Source organism: Variovorax atrisoli 110B (assembly GCF_000382045.1).
GTDB lineage: Bacteria > Pseudomonadota > Gammaproteobacteria > Burkholderiales > Burkholderiaceae_C > Variovorax > Variovorax atrisoli.
This window is the reverse complement of record NZ_KB907451.1, coordinates 195,568-213,043: the sequence shown is the minus strand read 5'-3', so window position 1 is coordinate 213,043 and position 17,476 is coordinate 195,568. Positions and strand designations below refer to the sequence as shown.

The following is a 17,476-nucleotide window of genomic DNA, read 5'->3' as shown; positions in this document are numbered from 1 at the left end:
TGCGCTCAGTTGATGAGCGTCGGGTTGCGCTTCTCTTCCTCGATGCGCTGCTGGCGGCGCACCGCCTCGCACTGCGCGTGGGCCTTGAACTCGGGCTTCAGGCACTGCGCCGCCATGCACTGGGCCCTGGCGATGAAATTGCGGTCGCCGCACATGGCTGCGGGCTCGGCCGGGGCCGCCGGTGCGGGCGGCGGGGCAGGGGCTGCGACGGGAGGCGGCGCCTCGGCGGCGGGCTGGGGCACGGCAGCAGCGGCCGGTTGCTTGCGCGCCTGCTTGGCGGCGGGGGGCTTCGGCGGCGTAGATGCCGTCGGCGCGGCTTCCGCGGGAGCCGCCGGTGCCGTCTGATCGGCAGCCTGCGCATCCGCTGCGGGGGGCTCCACGGGTGCCGGCTGTGGCGGCTCGGCCGCGGGCGGTGCGGCGACGGGCGCAGGCGCCACGGCGGCCGGCGGCGCGGTTTCCTCGGCGGCCGGCGCTGTCTTGCGCGTTCCGTAGCCGGACCAGCCCGCCACGATCATCGCCACCGCCACCAGCAGCAGGCCGACCCACAGCAGGATCGCCCGCCAGCGCGGCGCCCGGTCGACCGCAGCGGGCTTGCGGATCCTGACGCGGGGCTTCTTCGATCTCTCGCGCGACAGCGCCCAGCTCGATTCCAGCCCCTGCGGCGCCGCGGGCGGTGCCGGCACGCGCGGCGAGCCGTCGTCGTGCAGCATGAGGACGGTCTGCTCGTCGTCGTCATGCCGCGGCGCGGAGGCCGGCGACCTGCTGAAGAACGACGGGCGGGCCGGCGTCGGGGCCGGCGGGATCTCCTGGAGCGGCGCAGGAATGGTCGGGGCGCGGAGCTGGGCGGGTGCGGTGGTGGCCCATTCGCGTTCGGGGGTCGGCGGCGGAGGAATCCGGTCTCCCGCGGCGGACAGCTTGATGCCGCAGCTCCTGCAGAAATTCGCGCCGTCACGGTTCTCCGTGCTGCAGACCGGACAGATCGAGGCCATGGATTGCTTGCTGACTACTTCTTGTTTTTCGGGGGTCTTGGACGGCGGTGGCTGGCCCGCGTCCGCAGGATCGATCCGGCGGCAGGCGGGAGATGAAGCTTCCTGCTCAGGTCACCGCGACGCGCTTGGAACGGTGCGCCATGCGCTTGGCGATCACGCCGCCCAGCGCCATCGCGATCTCCAGCGCCATGTTGGGCTGGCGGTTGCCCAGTTCGCCGAAGCGGATCGCCGTGAGCCGCCAGACACGGCCCGCGCCGGTGACCACCACGTTGGCCGAATGCGGCTGCCGCGAGAAGAACGAGCCTTCGCCGACCACCGACCCCGCGGTGAGCACGGCCAGCTTCATCTGTTCCTTGCTGCTGACGCGGTGCACGCTGATGGCGCCGCTCTCGACGAAGAACACCGAGCGGTCGGGCGTGCCCTGTTCGATCAGCACGTCGCCGACGCCGGTGTCGATCGGCTGCAGGTAACCCGCCAGCGTTTCCCATTGCTGGACGCTGAACGTCAACGCGAACGCGTCGGTGTTGATGTTCTCCGCGATGGCGCGGCTCAGGTTCTGGATGGACATGTGTTTCTCGGCCCCCGCATGTGGGCTGAAGTATCCGCCATGGCCATGTTATTTCGCTACAACTGTTTACGTTTTTTGGGGGCCGGCAGCGGCCGTCTGTGGCTATTTGCCAATGCAGAAGCGCGAAAAGATGACGCCCAGGAGGTCGTCCGCGCCGAACTCGCCGGTGATCTCGTTCAGGGCGTTCTGCGCCAGGCGCAACTCCTCGGCCAGCAGGTCGAGCAGTTGCGCCTGCGCCGCGAGGTGGTCGGCGGCCAGCGCCAGGTGCGTCTCGACCCGCGCCAGCGCCTGCACGTGGCGCGCACGCGCGAGGTACACGCCCTCGGGCACGGCCTGCCATCCCGCCATGGCCAGCAGCTGCTCGCGCAGGGCCTCGATGCCCAGGCCGGTCTTGGCGGAGAGGGCGATGCCCTGCGCCGGCCGGGTGTCCGGCGCTGCGTCCTGCTTGTTCCAGACGTCGAGCACCGGCACGCTCGCGGGCAGCTTGCGCTGAAGGCCGTCCAGGATCTCCGCGTCGGCGGCGGCGTAGTCGGGCTGGTCCGCGCGCGTCAGGTCGTGCAGGAACAGCACCGCATCGGCGCTCTCGATCTGCCCCCAGGCGCGCGCCACGCCGATCTGCTCGACCTCATCGCTGCTCTCGCGCAGGCCGGCGGTGTCGGCCACGTGCAGCGGCACGCCGTGGATCTGGATGGTCTGCGAGACGACGTCGCGCGTCGTGCCCGCCACCGCGCTCACGATGGCCAGCTCCGCCCCGGCCAGCGCATTGAGCAGCGAGCTCTTGCCCGCATTGGGCTGTCCCGCGATCACGACCTTGATGCCCTCGCGCAGCAGGGCGCCCTGGCGCGCGCGCTGCTGCACGGCGGCAAGCTGCGACTGCAGCTTCGCCAGCTGCCCGGCCGCGTCGGCCTTCTGCAGGAAGTCGATTTCCTCCTCGGGAAAGTCGAGCGTGGCCTCCACCAGCATGCGCAGGTGGATCAGCGCGTCGCGCAGCGTATGGATCTCGCGCGAGAAGGCGCCCGAGAGCGATCGCCCGGCGCTGCGCGCGGCCGCCTCGGTGCTGGCGTCGATCAGGTCGGCGATGGCCTCGGCCTGCGCCAGGTCGATCTTGCCGTTGAGGAAGGCGCGCTGGCTGAATTCGCCGGGCTCCGCTACGCGCAGGCCGGGCAGGCGGGGGCGGCCGGTGACCGGGTCGGGCTCGGCCGCCGCCTCCAGGCAGCGCGCCAGCAACAGCTGCAGCACCACCGATCCGCCGTGGGCCTGCAGTTCGAGCACGTCTTCGCCCGTGAAGGAGTGCGGTGAGGGAAAGTGGATGGCCAGGCCGTGGTCGACGGGCTCGCCCTCGGCGTCGCGGAACGGCAGGTAGGTGGCCTCGCGCGGCTTGAGCGCGCGGCCGCAGATCGCGTCGACCAGCGGCGCCAGCCTCGCGCCCGACACGCGCACGATGCCGACCGCGCCGCGCCCCGAGGCGGTGGCGATGGCGACGATGGGATCGGAGGTGCGGGCGAGCATGGTGGTGCGGATTCTTTCAGCAAAAAGGGCCGCTGACGCGGCCCTTCGAAGGATGGCTGGAGTGCCGTGCGGCTACTGCCGCCGTCACTTGGTGCCGAGCACGCCCAGCCGCTTGTTGATGAACCACTGCTGCGCGATCGACAGCACGTTGTTCGTGATCCAGTACAGCACCAGGCCGGCCGGGAAGAAGATGAACATCACGCTGAACGCAAGCGGCATGATCCACATCAGCTTGGCCTGCATCGGATCGGGCGGCGTCGGGTTGAGCCAGGTCTGGAAGAGCGACGTGGCCGTCATCACGATCGGCAGGATGTACCAGGGGTCGGGTGCCGACAGGTCGGTGATCCAGCCGATCCAGGGCGCATGGCGCATCTCGACCGACGACAGCAGCACCCAGTAGAGCGCGATGAACACCGGGATCTGGATCAGGATCGGGAAGCAGCCACCCATCGGGTTGACCTTCTCGGTCTTGTAGATCCGCATCATCTCCTGCTGCATCTCCTGCGGCTTGTCCTTCAGCCGCTCGCGCATTTCCATGATCTTGGGGTTGATGGCCTTCATCTTGGCCATGCTGGCGTAGGCCTTGGCGTTGAGCCAGTAGAAAGCCGCCTTCAGCAGCACCACCAGCGCGACGATCGACCAGCCCCAGTTGCCGATCAGGCCGTGCAGCTGGTTCAGCAGCCAGTACAGCGGCTTGGAGATGATCGCGAAGATGCCGTAGTCCTTCACCAGGTCCAGGCCGGGGGCGATGGCTTCGAGCTTCTTCTCTTCCTCGGGGCCGGCGAACAGCGTGCTGTTCACGACCTGCGTGGCGCCGGGGGCGATCTTCGGCAGCGTGGCCACCATGGCGATGGAGAACTGGTTGTCGCCCAGGTCCTTCACGCGGAACTCGCGGCGCAGCTGTTCGCTGGCGGGGTCGCCGCGCAGCAGCCAGGCCGACACGAAGTAGTGCTGCACCATGGCGATCCAGCCGTCGTTGGCCGGCGGCGGCGGCTCGACCTTGCCCTTGGCGATGTCCTTGAAGTCGAGCTTGTGGAACTTCTTCTCGTTGGTGTACGCGGCCGGGCCGGTGAAGGTGTTGGTGCCGAACATGGTGCCGGCGGCCACGGTGCCGTGGCGCAGCAGCTGCATGTAGAGCTGCGCGTCGCGCGGCTGGTCTGTGGTGTTGACCACTTCGTGGCGCACGCCGATGGCGTAGTCGCCGCGGTGGAACACATAGGTCTTGACGTACTTCAGGCCGCCGACGGGGGCGCTCTCGAAGCTCACTTCCAGCGTGTTCTGGCCGTCGGCCATCTCGCGCGGGCCGGGCTTGGGCGTCATCTGCGTCAGGTGGTTGGGGTAGCGCTCACCGGTGTCGACCTGGTTCAGCAGGCCGGTCTGCGCGACGTAGCGGGTGGCGGGCGAGCCATTTTCGAACAGCACCACGTGCTTGGTGCGGTCGGCCTCGTCGTACTTCAGCAGCTCGAGGTAGTTGACGGTGGCGCCTTCGCTGTCGATCGTGGCCTTGAACAGGTCGGTGGTCACCTTGACCTGCTCGCGCGGCGTGGCCGCGGCCGGCTGCGTGGGCACTGCGCCCGCGTTGCCGCCGGCAGCGGCGGATGCGGTCGGCACGCCGTTGTTGGCCGCGGGGGTGGCGTTGGCGGGGGCGGCGGCCGTGGCGGCCGGCTTGGTCGACGGCAGGAAGGTCGGCTTGTTGCCGTTGAAGACCTGCCATTGGTCCCACAGCAGCACCAGCGAGAAACCAAAAATCACCCACAGTATCGTGCGGCGGATATCGTTCATGACGAAGACTTCTTGTCGGAAGAGAGAAGAGACGAAAACAGCGATCCTGACCGCTCAGTGCGACGCTGCGATTTCGGCGGGACCGGATCGTGGCCGCCCTGGCACCAGGGCTGGCATCGCGCGATACGGTGCAGGGTGAGATAGCTGCCCTTGAGCGCGCCATGCACTTCCAGCGCCTCGATCGAATACACGGAGCAGGTCGGCGTGAAGCGGCACGACTGGCCGAGCCAGGGGCTCAGCAGCAGGCGGTAGGCCTTCACGATGCCGATCAGCACGCGTTTCATGGCGAGGAGGAGGGTGCCGCAGAAGGGGCCGGAGCCTGCGCCGCGGGAGTGCGCACGGCCCGTGCGAGCAATTGCCGGAGCTCGGCGCGCACGGCGGCCTTGAGCTTGTCCGAGGAGGCGCTCACGAACTCCTTGCGGTCGAAGCCCGCGCGCAGGCGCACCACGTGCGCCGCACGCGGCAGGCCGGCGCCCGACTCGGCGCTCACGGAATAGATCTGGCGCTTGATGGCGTTGCGCGTGACCGCGCGGCGCGCCCAGCGCTTGGGCACCATGGCACCCAGCCAGACGTCGTCGGACGCGAACAAAGGCTGTGCGCTCGATGCGAGATCGAGCGCACAGCGATGCAATGCGAAATGAGCAGTGCGCGCCACGGTGGCACCTGCGAGGACGGCCTGGAATTGCGCGCGGGTCTTGAGCCGCTGCATGAGAGCCGGGCCGCTGGCGTCGCGCCTGTTCGGGCCAGCCACGCTGGCTGTTGGAGTTGGCGCTGACGAACCGGCTGCTGGCAACGGCAGGTGGGCTGCCGTCAGACGGCCAGGCGCTTGCGGCCCTTGGCGCGGCGTGCGTTGATGACGGCACGGCCGCCGCGGGTCTTCATGCGGACCAGGAAGCCGTGGGTACGGGCGCGGCGGGCTTTGGATGCTTGGTAGGTGCGTTTCATGGTGATTTCCTATTTCCCTGTTCGCGCTGGCCCTTCGCGCTTTCGCGTGCGAAAGCCTGAAGTACCTGCGGGGCGCCGGGCGAGCGTGTTTCGGATGACCCCCGAAAGACGCAAAGAGGTTTTCAGGGAAACCCGCAATTATCGCAAACATTGGGCCCCTGAACAATCTTCGAGCAGATTTGCGGGCCTTTCGACACACTCGGCGGCGTGTGGATAAGGTTTTGACAAGTTAGAATGTCAGGCGCCTTCCAGCAGAGAATATCCACAATACCTATACCAAAAAATGCCCGAGGGTCCCTTCACTTTTCCCTACGCCCATGTCGACTGACGGCATCGGCGAAAGCCTCTGGCAGGCCTGCGTCGACCAGCTCGCGCAGGAGCTGTCCGAGCAGCAGTTCAACACTTGGATCAAACCCCTGACCGCACAGGTCGCCGACGACCTGTCGCGCATGACCGTGTTCGTCGCCAACCGGTTCAAGCTCGACTGGATCCGGGCCCAGTACGCCGGCAAGATCGCCGCCATGGCGGAGAAGATGTACGGCCAGCCGGTCGCCATCGAGTTAGCGCTTGCTCCTCGTGAAGTGCCCGTGCGTTCTGCGCCCGTGGCCGTCATGACCGAAACGGACGTGCCGCGCGACGTGGCCGGCCCGGGCGAGGAGCCGGCCGCCGCCGGCTTCAAGAACCGCCTGAATTCCGGCCTCACCTTCGACACCCTGGTCGAGGGCACGGCCAACCGCATGGCGCGCGCCGCGGCAATGCACGTGGCCGGCATGCCGGGCCATCTGTACAACCCTCTTTTCATCTACGGCGGCGTCGGCCTGGGCAAGACCCACCTGATGCATGCTGTGGGCAACCGGCTGCTGGCCGACAAGCCGGACTCCAAAGTTCTCTACATCCACGCCGAGCAGTTCGTCTCGGATGTGGTCAAAGCCTATCAGCGCAAGACCTTCGATGAGTTCAAGGAGCGCTACCACTCGCTCGACCTGCTGCTGATCGACGATGTGCAGTTCTTCGCCAACAAGGACCGGACGCAGGAAGAATTCTTCAATGCGTTCGAGGCCCTGCTGGCCAAGAAGTCGCACATCGTGATGACCAGCGACACCTATCCGAAGGGCCTGGCCGACATCCACGAGCGCCTGGTCTCGCGTTTCGACTCCGGTCTCACGGTCGCCATCGAGCCGCCCGAGCTCGAGATGCGCGTGGCCATCCTGATCAACAAGGCGCGCGCCGAATCGGCCGAGATGCCGGAAGAAGTGGCCTTCTTCGTCGCCAAGAACGTGCGCTCCAACGTGCGCGAGCTCGAAGGCGCACTGCGCAAGATCCTCGCCTACTCGCGCTTCAACCAGAAGGAGATCTCGATCGCCCTGGCGCGCGAGGCGCTGCGCGACCTGCTGTCGATCCAGAACCGGCAGATCTCCGTCGAGAATATCCAGAAGACGGTGGCCGACTATTACAAGATCAAGGTCGCCGACATGTACAGCAAGAAACGCCCGGCCAGCATCGCGCGGCCGCGGCAGATCGCGATGTACCTGGCCAAGGAGCTCACGCAGAAGAGCCTGCCGGAAATCGGCGAGCTGTTCGGCGGGCGCGATCACACGACGGTGCTGCACGCGGTGCGCAAGATCTCGGGCGAGCGCCAGCAGCTCACCGAGCTCAACCAGCAGCTTCACGTGCTCGAGCAGACCCTCAAGGGCTGACCGGAAAGAAATCGAATGTCGTCCAGGAAGCTCCCCGCGACAGCGGAGAATGGCGCCCTGCAAGCTGATTCAAAGAGATAGGAAGAGGAAGAAGACATGATCGTTTTGAAGGCAACCCAGGACAAGGTCCTCGCCGCGCTGCAGTCGGTGGCGGGCATCGTGGAGCGGCGTCACACCTTGCCGATCCTGGCGAACGTGCTGATCCGCAAGACCGGCGGACAGCTGCAGCTGACCACCAGCGACCTCGAGATCCAGATCCGCACCACCGCCGAGCTGGGCGGCGACGACGGCAACTTCACCACCACCATCGGCGCGCGCAAGCTGATCGACATCCTGCGCACCATGCCGGCCGACCAGACCGTGAGCCTCGAGTCGAGCGCGAGCAAGCTGGTGCTCAAGGGCGGCAAGAGCCGCTTCACGCTGCAGTCGCTGCCCGCCGAGGACTTCCCGCTGGTGCAGGAGGCCGCCAACTTCGGCCCCGTCTTCAGCGTGCCGCAGAAGACGCTGAAGGACCTGCTCTCGCAGGTCTCGTTCGCGATGGCCGTGCACGACATCCGCTACTACCTCAACGGCATCCTGTTCGTGGCCGAGGGCAGGCAGCTGAGCCTGGTCGCCACCGACGGCCACCGCCTTGCCTTCTCTTCCGCCACGCTCGACGTCGAAGTGCCGCGCCAGGAAGTGATCCTGCCGCGCAAGACCGTGCTCGAGATGCAGCGCCTGCTGTCCGACGCCGAAGGCGCCATCGAGATGCAGTTCGCGAACAACCAGGCCAAGTTCAGCTTCGGCGGCATGGAGTTCGTCACCAAGCTGGTCGAGGGCAAGTTCCCCGACTACAACCGCGTCATCCCGAAGAACCACAAGAACACCGTCACGCTGGGTCGCGCGCCTTTGCTGGCCAGCCTGCAGCGCACCGCCATCCTGACCAGCGAGAAGTTCAAGGGCGTTCGCCTGAACATCGAGCCGGGCACGCTGCGCATCGCGTCGAACAACGCCGAGCAGGAAGAGGCCCAGGACGAGCTCGACATCGACTACGGCGGCGACACGATCGAGATCGGCTTCAACGTGACCTACCTGATCGACGCGCTGTCGAACATGGACCAGGACATGGTCAAGATCGACCTTGCCGACTCCAACAGTTCGGCGCTGCTGACCATCCCCGAGAACGCATCCTTCAAGTACGTCGTGATGCCGATGCGGATCTAAAAGACACAGACCACAGCGCCTTGCGCACACGACCCGCGGCCCTCCGCGGGTTTGCGCTTTCAAGAGGCGGCGAATTGAGCTTTTGAGAGCCCGAAAAATCACGCGAAAACGCGTGAGAGACAGAGGAATATCCGAATGAGTGCTGAAGAAAACAAGCCCGACGTGCCGCACACCGAGCCCGTCTACATCCCCGAGATCGAAACCGTGGCCGCCGACACCAGCTATGGCGAAGGCTCGATCACGATCCTCGAAGGGCTTGAGGCCGTGCGCAAGCGCCCCGGCATGTACATCGGCGACACCTCCGACGGCACCGGGCTGCACCACCTCGTCTTCGAGGTGGTCGACAACTCCATCGACGAAGCGCTGGCCGGCCACTGCGACGACATCGTCGTGACCATCCACACCGACAACTCGATCTCCGTCACCGACAACGGCCGCGGCATTCCCACCGGCGTGAAGATGGACGACAAGCACGAGCCCAAGCGCTCGGCCGCCGAGATCGCGCTCACCGAGCTGCACGCGGGCGGCAAGTTCAACCAGAACAGCTACAAGGTCTCGGGCGGCCTGCACGGCGTGGGCGTGAGCTGCGTGAACGCGCTGAGCACCATGCTGCGCCTGGTGGTGCGCCGCGAGGGCAAGATCCACGAACTCGAATTCAGCCGCGGTTTCGTGCAGAACCGCCTGCTGGAGACGGTGAACGGCGTCGAGGTCTCGCCCATGAAGATCATCGGCGACACCGACAAGCGCGGCACCGAGGTGCACTTCCTGCCCGACACCGAGATCTTCAAGGAGAACTCGGACTTCCACTACGAGATCCTCAGCAAGCGCCTGCGCGAACTGAGCTTCCTGAACAACGGCGTGCGCATCCGCCTGAAGGACGAGCGCACCGGCAAGGAAGACGACTTCTCCGGCGCCGGCGGCGTGCGCGGCTTCGTCGAGTTCATCAACAAGGGCAAGACCGTCCTGCACCCGAATTCGTTCTACGCCGAGGGCGAGCGCCCGGCCGACACCTACGGCGGCATTCCCGGCACGCACATCGGCGTCGAAGTGGCGATGCAGTGGAACAGCGGCTACAACGAGCAGGTGCTGTGCTTCACCAACAACATCCCGCAGCGCGACGGCGGCACCCACCTCACCGGCCTGCGCGCGGCGATGACGCGCGTCATCAACAAGTACATCGAGGAGAACGAGCTGGCCAAGAAGGCCAAGGTCGAAGTCACCGGCGACGACATGCGCGAAGGCCTTTGCTGCGTGCTGAGCGTGAAGGTGCCCGAGCCCAAGTTCTCCAGCCAGACCAAGGACAAGCTGGTGTCCAGCGAAGTGCGCGCGCCGGTGGAAGACATCGTCGGCCGCCTGCTGACCGACTACCTGCAGGAACGCCCGAACGACGCCAAGATCATCTGCGGCAAGATCATCGAGGCCGCCAAGGCCCGCGAAGCCGCACGCAAGGCCCGCGAAATGACGCGCCGCAAGGGCGTGCTCGACGGCATGGGCCTGCCAGGCAAGCTGGCCGACTGCCAGGAGAAGGATCCGGCGCTGTGCGAGGTCTACCTGGTGGAGGGCGACTCCGCAGGCGGCTCCGCCAAGCAGGGCCGCGACCGGAAGTTCCAGGCCATCCTGCCGCTGCGCGGCAAGATCCTGAACGTCGAGAAGGCACGCTACGAGAAGCTGCTGACCAGCAACGAAATCCTGACGATGATCACCGCCCTGGGCACCGGCATCGGCCGCGCCGGCGCGAGCACGCCGGGCGGCGGCGCCGACGACTTCAACGTCGCCAAGCTGCGCTACCACCGCATCATCATCATGACCGACGCCGACGTCGACGGCGCCCACATCCGCACCCTGCTGCTGACCTTCTTCTACCGGCAGATGCCGGAGCTGGTCGAGCGCGGCCACATCTACATCGCGCAGCCGCCGCTGTACAAGGTCAAGGTCGGCAAGGAAGAGCAGTACCTGAAGGACGGCCCCGCGCTCGACGCCTTCCTGCTGAAGGTGGCGCTGAAGGACGCGCGCATCGAGACCGGCGGCGCCAGCTCGACCACGCTCAGCGGCGACACCCTGGCCGAACTGGCGCGCAAGCACCAGGTGGCCGAAGCCGTAATCGCGCGCCTGCGCAACTTCATGGACGCCGAAGCGCTGCGCGCCATCGCCGACGGCGTGGCACTCGACCTCGACACCACGCCCGCCGCCGAGGCCTCGGCCGTCGCGCTGCAGGCCAAGCTGCGCGAGCTCAACACGACCGGCGTGCCGGCCGAGGTGAGCAGCGAGTTCGACGCCCGCACCGACAAGCCGCTGCTGCGCATCAGCCGCCGCCACCACGGCAACATCAAGAGCAGCGTGCTCACCCAGGACTTCGTGCACGGCGCCGACTACGCCGCGCTCGCCGAGGCCGCCAACACCTTCCGCGGCCTGCTGAGCCCCGAAGGCGCGGTGGTCAAGCGCGGCGAGGGCGACCGCACCAAGGAAGAAAAGGTCGACGACTTCCGCCAGGCCATGAAGTGGCTCATCGGCGAAGCCGAACGCGCCACCTCGCGCCAGCGCTACAAGGGCCTAGGCGAGATGAACCCCGAGCAGCTGTGGGAAACCACCATGGACCCGAACGTGCGCCGCCTCCTGAAGGTGCAGATCGACGACGCGATCGAGGCCGACCGCGTGTTCACGATGCTGATGGGCGACGAAGTTGAGCCCCGCCGGGAGTTCATCGAGCAGAACGCGCTGCGGGCGGCGAATATCGACGTGTGATTCTTCTCCCTGCCCTGGGGCCGCGCTCCACCGGAGCGCCCAGCCTCAGTGCTGCAGGATCTTCGAAAGAAACTGCCGCGCCCGATCCGACCGCCCCGCGGGGTTGCCGAAGAACTCCTCCTTCGCGCAGTCTTCGACGATGCGGCCGCGGTCCATGAAGATCACGCGGTTCGCGACCTTGCGGGCGAAGCCCATCTCGTGGGTGACGCACATCATGGTCATGCCTTCGCGGGCGAGTTCGACCATCACGTCGAGCACCTCGTTGACCATCTCGGGGTCGAGCGCGGAGGTGGGCTCGTCGAACAGCATGGCGACCGGGTTCATCGCCAACGCGCGGGCGATGGCCACGCGCTGCTGCTGGCCTCCGGAGAGCTGGCTCGGAAACTTGTGCGCGTGGGCGCGCATGCCCACGCGCTGCAGCAGAGCCATCGATGCGGTGCGGGCTTCCGAAGCCGGGCGCTTGAGCACCTTGACCTGCGCGATCGACAGGTTGTCCTCGATCGAGAGGTGCGGAAACAGCTCGAAGTGCTGGAACACCATGCCCACGCGGGCGCGAAGCTTGTTGAGATCGGTCTTCGGCTCGCCCACCGACACGCCGTCGACGGTGATGCGGCCGCGCTGGAAGGGCTCGAGCGCGTTGACGCACTTGATGAGCGTGGACTTGCCTGAGCCCGAGGGCCCGCAGACCACCACGACCTCGCCCTTGCGGACCTGGGTGGTGCAGTCGGTCAGCACCTGGAAGGCGCCGTAGCTCTTGTCGACGTGGCTGATTTCGATCATGTCGTGTCCCGGTGAGATGAGGTTCAGCGCGACAGCAGCCGGTGCAGCGTGTTGGCGACCACGCGCGTGGCCTTGCGCAACTCGTCCAGCGGCACGCGCTCGTCGGCGCGGTGGCCGTTGGCTTCGAGCAGCGACTCGGGGCCGGCGCCGTACATCACGGTGGGAATGCCGGCCTCGCTGTAGAGGCGCGCGTCGGTGTACAGCGGCACGCCGATCGGTGTGACCGGTTTGCCCATGACTTCGCTGGCCTCGCGGCACACGAGCGCCGCGAACTCGTCTGCGCCGGGCGCGGGTGCGAAGGGACGGGCCAGCAGTATCTGGCGGATCTCGGCCGAGATGCCGGGCAGCGGACGGCAGGCCGACTCGATCACCTCGCGCAGTTCGGCCTCGACGGCCTCGGGCGATTCTTCGGGAACGATGCGCCTGTCGATGCGCAGGGTCAGCACGTCGGACACCACGTTGGTGTTGATGCCGCCGTCGATCAGGCCCACGACCATCGTGGGGTGGGTGATGCCCGGCGTGAGCGACGGGCGATCGGCGAGGCTGTCGCGGTAGCGGTAGAGCGCGGGCAGCAGGGTGGCCGCGGCCTCGATCGCGTCGTGGCCGGTGTCGGGCCGTGCAGCATGCGCCGAGGTGCCGCGCACGACGACCTCGAGATGCAGGCAGCCGTTGTGCGCCACCACGACGTGGTGCGAGAACGCGGCGGAGAGCACGAAGTCGGGCTTGCTCAGGCCCTTGGAGAGGATCCAGTCGGGGCCCGTCATGCCGCCGGTTTCCTCGTCGTAGGTCAGGTGCAGCTCGACGCTGCCGGCCAGGGGCGTGCCCGAGGCCGCAAGGTGCTTGAGCGCGCGCATCGCGAAGGCGTAGGTGGTGAAGTCCGACTTCGACACGGCGGCGCCGCGCCCGTAGAGCCAGCCGTCGCGCACCTCGCCGCCGTAGGGGTCGACGCTCCAGCCCGCGCCGGGCGGCACCACGTCGCCGTGCGCATTGAGCGCCACCACCGGGCCGTCGCCGAATCGTTCGCGCACGATCAGGTTGGTCACGCTGCGCATGCCGTGCGCGGCCGCGAATTCGGCAGGCACTTCGTGGCGCTCGACCGTGAAGCCCATGGCTTCGAGCAGCCGGGCGGTGAGTTCGGCGTGCGGGGCGCAGTCGCCCGGCGGGTTGTCCGAGGGGCAGCGCACGAGTTCGGTGAGCGCGCGGACCTGCTCGTCGAAGTGCGCGTCGATGTAGTCGCGCAGCGTGTCGCGCGGGGAGGCGTTTTCGGTCATGGCGGTCAGAGGAAGCGGTCGATGAGGAAGGGGCTGATGTCGATGTCGGCTCGGCCGCGCACGATGAGGTCGGTGACCAGCCGCGCGGTGACGGGGGCGAGCGTGTAGCCGTTGGAGGTCACGGCGTTGTAGAAGCCGGGGCGGCCGGGCACTTCGCCGAGGATGGGCGCGCCGTCGATGTTCACGTTCATGCCGGCCCAGCAGCGCACCATGTGCAGCCCGCGCACGGCCGGCAGCACATGGCCCGCCACCCAGAGGTTGCCTTCGATGCTCTCGCGCTCGGCGCGGTTGAGGCGCATGCCTTCGTTGAAGGCGGCGGTCCAGCCGCCGCCGATGATCAGGCCGCCGCTGGCCGCCTGCTTCAGGCTCAGGTGCCGGTCGGCATGCGCGATCAGGTGGTTGACCAGCGGCGGCGCGGGCTCGGTCACGATCATCTGCAGCGGCGCGCCCTTGACGGGGATGTTCACGCCCAGCATGCGGCCGACGGCGCTCGACCAGGCGCCGCTCGCGTTCACGACGCGCCCCGCGTGGATGGCGCCGCGAGAGGTGCGCACCATGAAGCCGGCGCCTTCGCCCGGCAGCGCCTCGATGGACTGCACGTCGCAGCCGCGCAGCATGCGCGCGCCATGCTGCTGCGCGCGCCGGGCGACGGCGTAGGTGGCGCGCAGCGGGTTGATCTTGCCTTCCATGGGGCAGAGTTCCGCGCCCAGCAGCTCGTCGGACAGGGCAGGCGAGAGGCGGCGCAGTTCGGCGCCGTCGATCACCTGCGCGTCGATGCCGTGGCTGCGCTCCAGCGCGGCCTTGGCTTCTAGAAAACGCATGCCGGCCTCGCTGTCGGCCACCATGAGGCCGCCGGTGATCTTGATCTCGAGGTCTTCGCCGCAGTCGGCCTCGATCTCCTGCCACAGGCGCACCGACATCGGCCCGAGCGGCAGCGTGGCCGCGGCCGGCCCGCCGCCTTCCTGCGCCTTGGCGCCGAAGTCGAAGGACAGCAGCTGCACGTGCAGGCTGCCGGCATTGGCGCCCGAGGCCTGCAGGTTGATGTCGTCGCGGTCGACCACCGTCACGTCCTGGCCGGCCTTCGACAGGTAGTAGCCGAGGCAGGAGCCGAGCACGCCGGCGCCGATCACGAGCACGTCGGTGCGCAGCGTGCCCTCGAAGGGTGGCTGCTCCACCGGACGCGCGAGATTGGGCGTGATGGCGGGCTTGTGGCCGCCCCACTCGGGTTTCTCGAAGCCGAGCGCGCCGGCCGGCGCCGGCTTGGCGGGCGGACGCGGTGCGAAGTACTGCTCGACCTGCGGCGGCCTGCCGGTCATCTCGGCCAGCAACCGGCCCGCGGTGACGCCGCAGTAGCGCGCCTGGCAGCGGCCCATGCCCAGGCGGGTGTTGCGCTTGAGCGCGGCCAGCGTGTCGCTGCCGGCGCGGATCTGCTCGCGCACCGAGCCGAAGGTGATTTCCTCGCAACGGCACAGCAGGGTTTCGTCGGGCACCTCCGCGAGGGTGACGGGCGGCGGCGCGTAGATCGACCACAGCGCCTGCTGGAAGCATTCGGCGCGATGCAGCTTTTCAACGGCCTCGTCCGGCTCGGGGGCCTTCAGGCCGAGGTTGCGCGCGACTGCGGCACCCGCCAGCGTGCCGCGCGCGAGCGCGACGCGGGAGCCGCCCAGATCGGCGCCATCGCCCACGACATACACGCCGGGCAGGCTGGTGGCGCCGTCTTCCTGCGTGACGGTTGCCAGGTAGCCGAGATGGCGGGGCGCGAGGCGGTGCTCACAGCCCAGCATGCGCGCGAGTTCGGTGGAGGGGATGAAGCCGTAGCCGAGGCAGAGGGTGTCGGCTTCGAGGCGGCGCAGCGTGGAGGGCACGGCATGGCCCTGCGCGTCGATCCGGGCGACCTGCACCGAGCTCAATCCGGTCGGGCCTTCCGCGGAAACGACGGCGTGTTCCCACAGCACGGGCACCTTGTGGGCGCGCAGCTTGCGCAGGTAGCGCCAGCCGTCGAGCAGCAGGTCGGGGGCGGTGCGCGCCGCGCTCAGCAAGTGGCGCCATTGCCGCGGCGAAGGGCGCGGGGCCGACTCCAGCACGGCGACGACATCGGCGCCGCCCGCGAGAAGCTCCGCGGCGAGCTGCAGGTTCAGCGGCCCGTTGCCGGCGATCACCACGCGGCGTCCGGGCGCTACGCGGTAGGCGCGTGCGAGCGTCTGGCCGGCGCCGGTGGTCATCACGCCGGGGAGGGTCCAGCCGGGAAAGGGCACCGGCCGCTCGTACGCGCCGGGTGCGATCACGAGCTGCCGGCAGCCGATCACGCAGGCTCGCCCGTCGATGAGTGCGGCGACTTCGTGTGCAGAGAAGGCCGCCCAGACCTGCGCGCCCTGGGCGATGGCGACGCCGGCGGCGCGGACTTCGCTTTCCAGCGCGAGGCCCTGCGCGAACTGGCGGTCCGCGGGGGAGGGCGCCGCATGCGAGGGCGCGAGCGGCTTGTAGAACTGGCCGCCGGACTGCGGGCGCTCGTCGAGCACGAGCACGTCGGCACCCGCACGGCGCGCGGCGAGCGCGGCCGAAAGGCCGGCCGGGCCCGCGCCGATGACGAGCACGTCGACCTGCCGGCGATCGGGTTCGGCGCCGGCCTGCGGAGTGAGCGGCTGCAGCGGGTCGTCGGGCGTGCCGGCGGGCTGGGTCGAACGCACCTGCTGGCCGTCCGCCACTTTCGTGAGGCAGGCGCGCTGGCTGGCCTGGCCGTCGACGGTGACGAGACAGTCGAAACACGCGCCCATGCCGCAATAGAGACCCCGGCGCTCGCCGCCGCGGGTATGGCGCATCGCCTTGATGCCGCCGGCCGCCAGCGCCGCGGCGATGGTCTCGCCCTCCAGGCCCTCGACGGGCTGCCCGTCGTACCAGAAGCGCACGGGGCGCCCGGCCGGGGTGATGGAAGGGTGGGTCAGTCTGGCGCTCATGGGCAGTGCGAAGGAAGAACGTCAACTTACGATTGACGCGCCAAATTGTATACGTATACTCAACGTATACATATACCGAACTGCCCGAATTCTTTCCAAGGACTGCCCATGACAGCGTTCCGCGGCACCTATACGGTGCTCATCACCCCCATGACCGCCGACGGCAAGCACGTGGACGTGCCTGCGCTGAAGAAGCTGGTCGATTGGCAAATCGAGGAAGGCATCCACGGGCTGATCCCCCTGGGAAGCACCGGTGAGTTCCTCTCGCTGACGCCCGACGAACGCCAGCTGGTGATCGAAACCTGTGTGAGCACCGCTGCAAAACGCGTGCCGGTGCTGATCGGCACCGGCGCGGAGTGGACCGACGAGTGCGTGCGGCTGAGCCGCGAGGCCGAGAGCATGGGCGCCGACGGCGTCATGATCATTCCGCCCTTCTACAGCACGCCCACCGACGACGAGCTGTTCGAGCACTACCGCAAGGTGGGCGAGGCGATCGGCATTCCGATCATGGTCTACAACAACCCGGCCACCGCCAACGTCGACCTCAAGCCCGAGCTGGTGGCGCGCCTCTCGCGCATCGACAACTGCAAGTACATCAAGGAGTCGACGCTCGAGGTCACCCGCGTGCGCGACATCATCGAGCTGTGCGGCGACCGCATGACGGTGTTCGCGGGCATCCTGGGCTACGAGTCGTTCTGGCTCGGCGCGCAGGGCTGGGTGGCCGTGTGCTCCAACCTCATCCCGAAGATGTCGGCGCGCCTGTTCGAGCTGGTGGCCGACGAGCGCGACATGCCCGCCGCGCTCGCGCTCTACAAGAAGATGCTGCCGATCGTGCGCTGGGTCGGCGGCCACCGCTACGTCGCGGCCTCCAAGGACGGCCTGTCGATGATGGGCCTGCCGGTCGGCAAGCCCCGCGCCCCGCGCCTGCCGCTGCCCGATGCCGATGCCGCCGATCTGCGCCGCGAGCTCGCGCGCCTCGAACTGCTGGACTCGATCCGCGCCTGAGGCAGCCGGCAACTCGTTTCCATCTCTCCCT

Annotated in this window: 14 protein-coding genes; 4 read left to right on the top strand and 10 right to left on the bottom strand. The window is 68.1% G+C overall.

The window, feature by feature from the left end; all coding sequences use genetic code 11:
- Positions 1–5 precede the first annotated feature (5 nt).
- The 7 genes from G369_RS0109050 to rpmH form a co-directional block, all read right to left on the bottom strand.
- Positions 6–989, bottom strand: coding sequence for a zinc ribbon domain-containing protein (locus G369_RS0109050; RefSeq protein ID WP_026346285.1), 984 nt, complete (start codon positions 987–989; stop codon positions 6–8).
- Positions 990–1,095: 106 nt separating this feature from the next.
- Positions 1,096–1,557 (bottom strand): Crp/Fnr family transcriptional regulator, encoded by a 462-nt coding sequence (locus tag G369_RS0109045; protein ID WP_019653672.1) that lies wholly within the window; start codon positions 1,555–1,557, stop codon positions 1,096–1,098.
- Positions 1,558–1,659: 102 nt separating this feature from the next.
- Positions 1,660–3,066, bottom strand: coding sequence for a tRNA uridine-5-carboxymethylaminomethyl(34) synthesis GTPase MnmE (gene mnmE / locus G369_RS0109040; protein WP_019653671.1), 1,407 nt, complete (start codon positions 3,064–3,066; stop codon positions 1,660–1,662).
- 84 nt (positions 3,067–3,150) lie between these two features.
- Positions 3,151–4,848: a membrane protein insertase YidC gene (gene yidC, locus G369_RS0109035; protein ID WP_019653670.1), complete on the bottom strand. Its 1,698-nt coding sequence runs from the start codon at positions 4,846–4,848 to the stop codon at positions 3,151–3,153.
- On the bottom strand, positions 4,845–5,132 hold the full coding sequence (yidD, locus tag G369_RS0109030; protein WP_019653669.1) for a membrane protein insertion efficiency factor YidD: 288 nt from the start codon (positions 5,130–5,132) through the stop codon (positions 4,845–4,847). Before yidD ends, yidC begins: the two co-directional genes overlap by 4 nt.
- A complete protein-coding gene (locus G369_RS0109025) occupies positions 5,129–5,557 on the bottom strand; it encodes a ribonuclease P protein component (protein ID WP_019653668.1) in 429 nt (142 codons plus the stop codon). Before G369_RS0109025 ends, yidD begins: the two co-directional genes overlap by 4 nt.
- Before the next feature lie 101 nt (positions 5,558–5,658).
- The gene (rpmH, locus tag G369_RS0109020; protein WP_019653667.1) at positions 5,659–5,793 is read right to left on the bottom strand and encodes a 50S ribosomal protein L34; all 135 of its coding nucleotides are present in this window, start codon (positions 5,791–5,793) and stop codon (positions 5,659–5,661) included.
- Between the two features lie 317 nt (positions 5,794–6,110).
- Between rpmH and dnaA the strand changes: the two genes are divergently transcribed.
- The 3 genes from dnaA to gyrB all read left to right on the top strand — a co-directional run bounded on the left by dnaA (position 6,111) and on the right by gyrB (position 11,435).
- Positions 6,111–7,490, top strand: coding sequence for a chromosomal replication initiator protein DnaA (gene dnaA / locus G369_RS0109015; RefSeq protein ID WP_019653666.1), 1,380 nt, complete (start codon positions 6,111–6,113; stop codon positions 7,488–7,490).
- A gap of 96 nt (positions 7,491–7,586) precedes the next feature.
- A complete protein-coding gene (dnaN, locus tag G369_RS0109010) occupies positions 7,587–8,693 on the top strand; it encodes a DNA polymerase III subunit beta (protein WP_019653665.1) in 1,107 nt (368 codons plus the stop codon).
- 135 nt (positions 8,694–8,828) lie between these two features.
- Positions 8,829–11,435, top strand: a complete 2,607-nt coding sequence (gyrB, locus tag G369_RS0109005; RefSeq protein WP_019653664.1) for a DNA topoisomerase (ATP-hydrolyzing) subunit B — start codon at positions 8,829–8,831, stop codon at positions 11,433–11,435.
- 45 nt (positions 11,436–11,480) lie between these two features.
- Here gyrB and G369_RS0109000 read toward each other — a convergent pair whose 3' ends face one another.
- From G369_RS0109000 to G369_RS0108990, 3 genes are read right to left on the bottom strand one after another with little or no spacing between them, the layout of a single operon-like run.
- The gene (locus G369_RS0109000) at positions 11,481–12,215 is read right to left on the bottom strand and encodes an amino acid ABC transporter ATP-binding protein (RefSeq protein ID WP_019653663.1); all 735 of its coding nucleotides are present in this window, start codon (positions 12,213–12,215) and stop codon (positions 11,481–11,483) included.
- 23 nt (positions 12,216–12,238) lie between these two features.
- On the bottom strand, positions 12,239–13,486 hold the full coding sequence (locus tag G369_RS0108995) for a M20/M25/M40 family metallo-hydrolase (protein WP_019653662.1): 1,248 nt from the start codon (positions 13,484–13,486) through the stop codon (positions 12,239–12,241).
- Between the two features lie 5 nt (positions 13,487–13,491).
- Entirely contained in the window at positions 13,492–16,440 is a 2,949-nt protein-coding gene (locus G369_RS0108990) for an FAD-dependent oxidoreductase (protein ID WP_019653661.1), read from the bottom strand.
- Positions 16,441–16,548: 108 nt separating this feature from the next.
- Here G369_RS0108990 and G369_RS0108985 point away from each other — a divergent pair, with 108 nt between their 5' ends.
- Complete coding sequence (locus G369_RS0108985; protein WP_019653660.1) at positions 16,549–17,445, top strand: dihydrodipicolinate synthase family protein; 897 nt, start codon at positions 16,549–16,551, stop codon at positions 17,443–17,445.
- Positions 17,446–17,476: the final 31 nt, after the last annotated feature.

Bases quoted from the DNA above. Each gene is read 5' to 3' on its own strand.
- G369_RS0109050 (WP_026346285.1), bottom strand. From the start codon at position 989: ATGGCCTCGATCTGTCCGGTCTGCAGCACGGAGAACCGTGACGGCGCG.
- G369_RS0109045 (WP_019653672.1), bottom strand. From the start codon at position 1,557: ATGTCCATCCAGAACCTGAGCCGCGCCATCGCGGAGAACATCAACACC.
- mnmE (WP_019653671.1), bottom strand. From the start codon at position 3,066: ATGCTCGCCCGCACCTCCGATCCCATCGTCGCCATCGCCACCGCCTCG.
- yidC (WP_019653670.1), bottom strand. From the start codon at position 4,848: ATGAACGATATCCGCCGCACGATACTGTGGGTGATTTTTGGTTTCTCG.
- yidD (WP_019653669.1), bottom strand. From the start codon at position 5,132: ATGAAACGCGTGCTGATCGGCATCGTGAAGGCCTACCGCCTGCTGCTG.
- G369_RS0109025 (WP_019653668.1), bottom strand. From the start codon at position 5,557: ATGCAGCGGCTCAAGACCCGCGCGCAATTCCAGGCCGTCCTCGCAGGT.
- rpmH (WP_019653667.1), bottom strand. From the start codon at position 5,793: ATGAAACGCACCTACCAAGCATCCAAAGCCCGCCGCGCCCGTACCCAC.
- dnaA (WP_019653666.1), top strand. From the start codon at position 6,111: ATGTCGACTGACGGCATCGGCGAAAGCCTCTGGCAGGCCTGCGTCGAC.
- dnaN (WP_019653665.1), top strand. From the start codon at position 7,587: ATGATCGTTTTGAAGGCAACCCAGGACAAGGTCCTCGCCGCGCTGCAG.
- gyrB (WP_019653664.1), top strand. From the start codon at position 8,829: ATGAGTGCTGAAGAAAACAAGCCCGACGTGCCGCACACCGAGCCCGTC.
- G369_RS0109000 (WP_019653663.1), bottom strand. From the start codon at position 12,215: ATGATCGAAATCAGCCACGTCGACAAGAGCTACGGCGCCTTCCAGGTG.
- G369_RS0108995 (WP_019653662.1), bottom strand. From the start codon at position 13,486: ATGACCGAAAACGCCTCCCCGCGCGACACGCTGCGCGACTACATCGAC.
- G369_RS0108990 (WP_019653661.1), bottom strand. From the start codon at position 16,440: ATGAGCGCCAGACTGACCCACCCTTCCATCACCCCGGCCGGGCGCCCC.
- G369_RS0108985 (WP_019653660.1), top strand. From the start codon at position 16,549: ATGACAGCGTTCCGCGGCACCTATACGGTGCTCATCACCCCCATGACC.